This window comes from Sphingomonas sp. 66-10 (assembly GCF_001897045.1).
Classification (GTDB): domain Bacteria; phylum Pseudomonadota; class Alphaproteobacteria; order Sphingomonadales; family Sphingomonadaceae; genus Sphingomonas; species Sphingomonas lycopersici.
On sequence record NZ_MKRR01000145.1, the window covers coordinates 73045 to 79226 of the forward strand.

Consider the following 6182-nt stretch of genomic DNA (forward strand, 5'->3'; position numbering starts at 1 on the left):
GCTGGGCGCTCGACGAGGCGGCGCGGACACTGGCGGCGTGGGACCTGCAGAGCGGTGGCGATTGCGGCGTCTCGATGTCGGTCAATCTCTCGGCGATCCAGCTCCAGCGCGATGCGGTGGCACCGATGGTGGCGGCGGCGCTCACCGCGCACGGGCTGGCGGGCAACCGGCTGCGGCTCGAACTGACCGAAAGCGCGCTGATCTCCGAGCCCGATCGGATCGCGCGGGTGCTGCATGCGCTGAAGGCGCTCGGCACGACGATCGCGATGGACGATTTCGGCACCGGCTATTCCAACCTCGCCTATCTCCAGAAACTGCCGATCGACACGCTCAAGATCGACCGCAGCTTCGTCACCGGGCTGCTCGCCGATCGCGACAAGGTGGCGATCGTCCGCGCGGTGCTTGGGCTCGCGGCGGCGCTCAACATGGAAACCGTCGCCGAGGGGATCGAGACGATCGAGGTCGGGCAGACGCTCGCCGCGCTCGGCTGTACCTATGGCCAGGGCTTCGCTTATGCCGCGCCGCTCGACGCGGCGGCGGCCTATCGGTTGCTTTCCGAACGCAACAGCTGATCGGCGATCGCGCCGGTCTCCGCCGCATCGGGGAAGCCGCGCGCGATCCACTCGCTTTCCACCGCACGCAGGATACGCGCGACCTCCGGCCCCTTGGCGATACCGCGCGCGACGATCTCGCCGCCGCCGATCGGCAGCCGCGGCGGGGCCCAGCCGCGCAGCTCAGCCACGCTCTCGCCGACGAGCAGCAGCCGGTCGGTGGCGATCGCCGGGCCGACGCGATAGGCGAGCGCGCGCGGCCCTTCATTGCCGGGTCCGTCATGCGCCGCCTGCAACCGCTTGCGATCGTTGTTGGAGAGCTTGAGCCGCGCGCCGACGCCTTCGGCATCCGCCGGGGCGATCAGCGCGGCGAGCCGGCGGATCGCATCGGGCGCGACGCCCTCGGCGGCTTCGTGCGCGGCGAGCCGGGTGAGCGCCGCTGCATCGGTGATCTCGGGCAGGACCGGGCGGAAGATGCCGCACTCGATCATCAACGCGATCGTCTCCACCGCTTTGGGCGCGACGAGCAATTTGAGCAATTCGGCCGCGATCCGCTCGCGCGACAGCGCCATCAGGTCGTTGGCGCGTTCGGTGCAGGCGGTCAGCCCGTCGCGATCGATCGTCTCGCCGAACCGCGCGTGGAAGCGGAAGAAGCGCAGGATGCGCAGGTGATCCTCGGCGATCCGCTGATAGGGATCGCCGATGAAGCGCACGCGGCGCGCCTTGAGGTCGTCGAGCCCGCCGAACCAGTCATAGACCTGCCCGGTCAGCAGATCGGCATAGAGCGCGTTGATCGTGAAATCGCGGCGCGCGGCATCCTCGCGCCAGTCGTCGGTGAAGGCGACGGTGGCGCGGCGGCCGTCGGTGGAAACGTCGCGGCGCAAGGTCGTGACCTCGACCACCGTCCCGCTGGAAACCGCGGTGACGGTGCCGTGGTCGATCCCGGTCGGGACGGCGCGGATCCCGCCCCCTTCGAGCCGCGCGATCACCTCGGCGGGGGCGTGGCGGGTGGCGATGTCGATGTCCGCCACGTCGAGCCCGAGCAGAGTGTCGCGCACCGCGCCGCCGACGTAACGCGCGTCGCCGTCGCGCGCGCCGAGCGCGTCGGCAAGCCGCTTCAGCCCCGGCTGGTCGCGCCACGGCGCGGCGGGGAGCGTGGGTTCGTCGTGCCTTACGGTGTCCATCTCAATCGTCGTGCCAGGTTGACGACCATCGCGGCGGTGGCGCCCCAGATGCGGCGGCCGTCCCACATGATCTCATAATAATGCCGTTCGTGGCCCTGCCACTCGACCGTCACCTCGATATGGTTGGCGGTATCGAGCAGGAAATCGAGCGGCCCCTCGAACACCGCCGACACTTCGGCCGGATTGGCGACCAGCGGCAGATCGGGCGGGATCACCGCGACCACCGGGGTGACGAGAAAGCCGGTGACGGTGCGATAGCGATCGACCGCGCCGATCACCGTGACGCGGTCACGGGGAAGCGCGATTTCCTCCTCCGCCTCGCGCAGCGCCGCGGTCACCGCATCCTCGCCCGGGTCGAGCCGGCCGCCCGGGAAGGCGACCTGCCCGGCGTGGCGGCGCATCGTCTCGGGGCGCTGGGTGAGGATCACCCCCGGCCGGTCGCGATCGGTGACGGGGACGAGCACCGCGGCGGGGCGCATCGAGTTTTCCGGCGCGACGTCGAGATCGACGCGGTCGCCGGTCAGCAGCACGGGCTGTTCGGCGAGCCCGGCGGTCAGCGCGCGGTGCAGCCGCTCGACGAGATCGCTCACGGCATCAGCGGGAAGAAGGCCCCCGCGCTCCACACCCCGGGCGGCTCGTCGTCGCCTGCCAGCGCGCGCTCGGCGAGGTCGTAATAGAGGCTGCGCGCCACCAGAGCCTCCAGCCCGCCGCGGACGTGGAGATAGGGATGGGGGCCGTCGTCATGCTCGACGAAGCGCAACGGATGCTCGGCCGAGGCGGTGACGATATCGCCGGTGTTGAGCCGGAAGGCGAGCGTCGCATCGCGCCCGTCGCCGTCGACCTTCATCTCCACCGCAGCGAAGGGCGCATCCTCCACCGTGATATCGAGCTTTTCGACCGGGGTGACGAGAACATAGCCGCCGTCGGGCTCGCGGCGCAGGATGCGGCTGAACGCGCGGACCATCGCCTGCCGCCCGATCGGCGAGCCCTGATGAAACCAGGTGCCGTCGCGCGCGATGCGCATCTCGCTGTCGCCGCAATGCGTCGGGTGCCAGCGCTCGACCGGCGGCAGCCGATCGCCCTCCGCCAGCCGCGCGATGTCCGCGATCGTCAGCGTTTCGAAATCGGGGGGCGGCGCCATCGGCATGATTCCGGCAGCGTTAGGGTTTAAGCGCGGGTTTGGAAAGCTCCCCTCCTTCTACTCCCCTCCCTTGAACAGGGGAGGGGGCGGGGGGTGGGTTGGTGTGGGGGATACCGTTGCGCGCGCCTCATACCCACCCACCCCCAGCCCCTCCCTTCACCAGGGAGGGGAGTAAGAAGGGGAGAGGTCAGGACAATACCGTCACTCGCGGCCCGATCGTTCCCGCCACCGCGGGCACATCCGCGCCGCGCGCGAGCAGGCGGTGGCGTTCGACCGGCCCCGGCAGCCGCCACGCCCCGGTGCGCTCGGCGGTGAAGCCGAAGAAGCGCGTATAATATTCCGGGTCGCCGATCAGCATGATCGCGCGATCGAGCCCGGTGCGCGTGGCGGCCTCGAGGCTGGCGAGCATCAGCATCCGCCCGATCCCGTCGCGCTGTCGCCCCGGCTCGACCGCGACCGGGCCGAGCAGGGTGAGCGGCGTCGTGGTGTTGTCGTCGCCGGTGAGCATCACCGGCCAGCATTGGATCGTGCCGACCAGCGCACCGCTTTCCAGCGCGGCGAGACTCAGCGCGGGGATCGCCTGCGTGCCTTCGCGCAGGCGATAGGCGGTTCGGCGCCGGCGATCGACGCCGAACGCGCGGTCGAGCAATGCCTCGACCGCTGCCTGATCCACCGTGTTCAGCGCGATAAGCTCGATCACCCGTGCTATTCTCCTGATAGACGCCAAAGGCGGCGCGGATAGGGCTCAAATCTCCCCAGAGCAATGCCGTGACGGAGCGGATTTTGGCGCCAGGCTAGGAGCAAGGAGGGAGCGATGCTTTTGCATCGTGACCGACGCGCGACGCCGCATGGCGCCAAAAGCCGCCCGCCGCAGAGCGGTCGCCCGCAGAAGCCCGCTGGACGGCGTCGTTTGCTTGCGCGTAGCGACTGCTACGCGTCTGCGCTGCGCTCCTTGCCAGCGGGCTTCTGCGGGCGATCACGGCGTTGCTCTGGGGAGATTTGAGTCCTAGCGATAGTGCGGCTGAACGCAAGTAGGATGACAGTGGTGAAGCTTTACGATGCGGTCTGGGCGCCGAGCCCGCGACGGGTGCGTATCTATCTTGCGGAGAAGGGCATTACCGTCGAGCGCGAGCTGGTCGACCTGCGCGTCGGTGAGCAGTTCGGCGACGCTTATCTTGCGGTCAACCCGCGCGGAATGGTCCCCGCGCTCCAGCTCGACGACGGCGAGGTGATCTGCGAATCGGCCGCGATCTGCCGCTATTTCGAGGCGGTGCAGCCCGATCCCCCGCTGTTCGGGCGCACCCCGATCGAGATCGCGCGGGTCGAGAGCGCGACGCGGCGAATCGAGCATGAGGGCTATGCCGCCGCGGTCTATGTGCTGCGCAACGGCAACCCCGCCTTCGCCGGGCGGAGCGCGGCCGGCAAATGGCCGGAAATGGCGCAAATCCCGGAGCTTGCGGCGCGCGGCATGTTGATGTGGGAGGTGTTCGTCGAGGCGCTCGAGCAGTCGCTCGCCGATCGCGCCTGGGTGGCGGGGGAGGCGTATAGCTTCGCCGACATCACCGCACTGACCACGATCGATTTCGCCAAGGCGATCAAGCTGCTGGTGCCCGACAAGGCGCGTCATCTCAAGCGCTGGCACGAAGCGGCGAGCGCGCGGCCGAGCGCCGCTGCCTGATTCGCTTGCCCCCGGGCTGCCGCATCCCTAACTCCGCGCGCGATGGACGACAGCCTCGAACTCGAAGTGCACGATCTGGAGGTGCCGGTGCTCACCGGCATCTATTCGGAGGAGACGCACCTGCCGCAGCCGCTGCGCATCTCGATCGGGGTGCAGCTCGAGGCGCCGGCGCATTATGCGCCCGATACCCCGCTCAGCGCGTCGAAAAACTATCTCGATCTCAAGCGTGCGGCGACGACGGCGCTGCCCCCCGGCGTGCATTTCACGCTGATCGAGGGCGTGGCGGACCATATCGCCGACACCTTGTTCCTTCAGGATCGCCGCGTGCGCCGGGTGACGGTCAAGATCGTCAAGCTGGCGATCGCCGAAGCGGGCGAATCGATCGGGATCACCTTGGTCCGTCACCGGCGTTAGGCCCCGATTCGTTCCGCTCGCACCGGCCGAGCCGGTTGAGAACGAATCGGTAATCCTCGCGCGCTTGCGTCGCATCGTCGCCCGATAGCGCGGCGACGCTGTCGTCGGGCAATTCGCGCGGCAGGAAGCAGGCGAGGCGATACCATAATAAGGTGTCGGGCTTGGGCGGCGCGGCCGAATCGTCGATGATCTCGGACAAGGCCACCGCCCAGCGCGGTTCCTCGCCCGGGCGGCGCAGGATCGACAGCGAGACCGGGCGGTGATCGGCGGTGCGCAGGAACACTTGGGTCTCGCCTTCACCGGGCAAGGAGCCCGCGACATGGAAGGCGTTGCCGACCCCTGTGATCACCGGCGGCGCGTCGGCCGCCAGCACCTCGGCAGCGATTCGCCGTGCCAGCGCGTCGCTCGCCGGGGACCAGCCGAGCTGCGCGTCGGGGCGGACGAGCTGGATCTGGTCGCTCCGCCCCGGCACCGGTCGCGCGAATAAAAGAACACGTGATTTCTTATACTTGGGCACACGGCCAAGCGGATCGGGAGCGGCATCGAGCAGATAGCCGATCCGCGGGGGAATCGCCCCGGGGCCGCGCAGCAGCGCGCCGACATCCGCCTCGACATAAAAACGTGTCGCGCCCGGGGCGAGGCCGGGGGCTTCGGTGGGTTTTATCTTAGAAGTCGAACGAATCGTCGCATCGACGATCACCGGGCTGGCGATCACCAGATCGGCCATTTCGGCGTAAGAGGGGGCGGGGCTTCCGGCCTCCGCGGCGGCCTGCGGAGGAGCCGGCGAACGCTGCGCAACCGCCGGAATACAAGCAAAAACAGCGAGCGCGGCTGCCGCCAGCCCGCCCGGGTACGAGGCTCTCTTCATCCTGTTTTGAATAGGCCAAGGCGGGCTTCCGATACAGAAATAATTCTGCCATGGGACGATTGTACGTTTGTTGCGTCCGACAAAGCGTTTGCACGCCTCGAAACCGCGCGATAGGACTCGCCCGGTGCCGGGGTATGTTATAGCCTCCGGACATAACGGCTCTCCGATTCCAACGGGGATCGGGATCCGGCCCTAGTGGCCCTAGGGATGAGGGAGTTTCACTGCTGAATGGCCTACGCTGACCAGAAGATGAGCGGGAGCAAGATCGTCGCGATTGCTATCGTGGCGGTTCTTCATATTGCTCTCGGCTACGCCTTCGTCACCGGCCTCGCGTACCAATACGTGA

General features: G+C 68.5%; 8 protein-coding genes. 3 read left to right on the forward strand and 5 right to left on the reverse strand.

Translation table 11 applies throughout. From position 1 onward, the window contains the following. Window positions 1-572: EAL domain-containing protein (locus BGN95_RS21530; protein WP_286773956.1), on the forward strand; the 572-nt coding region annotated here is incomplete at its 5' end. On the opposite strand, the gene BGN95_RS21535 is transcribed toward BGN95_RS21530, so the two are convergent. The 4 genes from BGN95_RS21535 to BGN95_RS21550 form a co-directional block, all read right to left on the reverse strand. Beyond that, on the reverse strand, window positions 542-1735 hold the full coding sequence (locus tag BGN95_RS21535) for a CCA tRNA nucleotidyltransferase (RefSeq protein ID WP_286773957.1): 1194 nt from the start codon (window positions 1733-1735) through the stop codon (window positions 542-544). The two genes, BGN95_RS21530 and BGN95_RS21535, sit on opposite strands and share 31 nt — an antisense overlap. Then, window positions 1723-2325, reverse strand: a complete 603-nt coding sequence (locus BGN95_RS21540; protein WP_286773958.1) for a CoA pyrophosphatase — start codon at window positions 2323-2325, stop codon at window positions 1723-1725. The genes BGN95_RS21535 and BGN95_RS21540 overlap by 13 nt, the downstream gene beginning before the upstream one ends. Further along, on the reverse strand, window positions 2322-2882 hold the full coding sequence (locus BGN95_RS21545) for a DUF1285 domain-containing protein (RefSeq protein ID WP_286773959.1): 561 nt from the start codon (window positions 2880-2882) through the stop codon (window positions 2322-2324). The genes BGN95_RS21540 and BGN95_RS21545 overlap by 4 nt, the downstream gene beginning before the upstream one ends. A 181-nt stretch (window positions 2883-3063) precedes the next feature. Next, entirely contained in the window at window positions 3064-3576 is a 513-nt protein-coding gene (locus BGN95_RS21550; protein WP_286773960.1) for a GNAT family N-acetyltransferase, read from the reverse strand. A gap of 336 nt (window positions 3577-3912) precedes the next feature. Between BGN95_RS21550 and BGN95_RS21555 the strand changes: the two genes are divergently transcribed. Further along, complete coding sequence (locus BGN95_RS21555) at window positions 3913-4554, forward strand: glutathione S-transferase family protein (protein WP_286773961.1); 642 nt, start codon at window positions 3913-3915, stop codon at window positions 4552-4554. A 42-nt stretch (window positions 4555-4596) separates the two neighbouring features. Then, window positions 4597-4968, forward strand: a complete 372-nt coding sequence (locus tag BGN95_RS21560; RefSeq protein ID WP_179512237.1) for a dihydroneopterin aldolase — start codon at window positions 4597-4599, stop codon at window positions 4966-4968. Here BGN95_RS21560 and BGN95_RS21565 read toward each other — a convergent pair. Next, window positions 4943-5836 carry a hypothetical protein gene (locus BGN95_RS21565; RefSeq protein WP_265269510.1) on the reverse strand — a complete coding sequence of 298 codons (894 nt, stop codon included), beginning with the start codon at window positions 5834-5836 and terminating at the stop codon, window positions 4943-4945. The two genes, BGN95_RS21560 and BGN95_RS21565, sit on opposite strands and share 26 nt — an antisense overlap. Between the last annotated feature and the right edge of the window lie 346 nt (window positions 5837-6182).

Excerpts from the sequence above, each read along its gene's own strand:
- BGN95_RS21535 (WP_286773957.1), bottom strand. The coding sequence starts at position 1,735 with ATGGACACCGTAAGGCACGACGAACCCACGCTCCCCGCCGCGCCGTGG.
- BGN95_RS21545 (WP_286773959.1), bottom strand. The coding sequence starts at position 2,882 with ATGCCGATGGCGCCGCCCCCCGATTTCGAAACGCTGACGATCGCGGAC.
- BGN95_RS21555 (WP_286773961.1), top strand. The coding sequence starts at position 3,913 with ATGACAGTGGTGAAGCTTTACGATGCGGTCTGGGCGCCGAGCCCGCGA.
- BGN95_RS21560 (WP_179512237.1), top strand. The coding sequence starts at position 4,597 with ATGGACGACAGCCTCGAACTCGAAGTGCACGATCTGGAGGTGCCGGTG.
- BGN95_RS21565 (WP_265269510.1), bottom strand. The coding sequence starts at position 5,836 with ATGAAGAGAGCCTCGTACCCGGGCGGGCTGGCGGCAGCCGCGCTCGCT.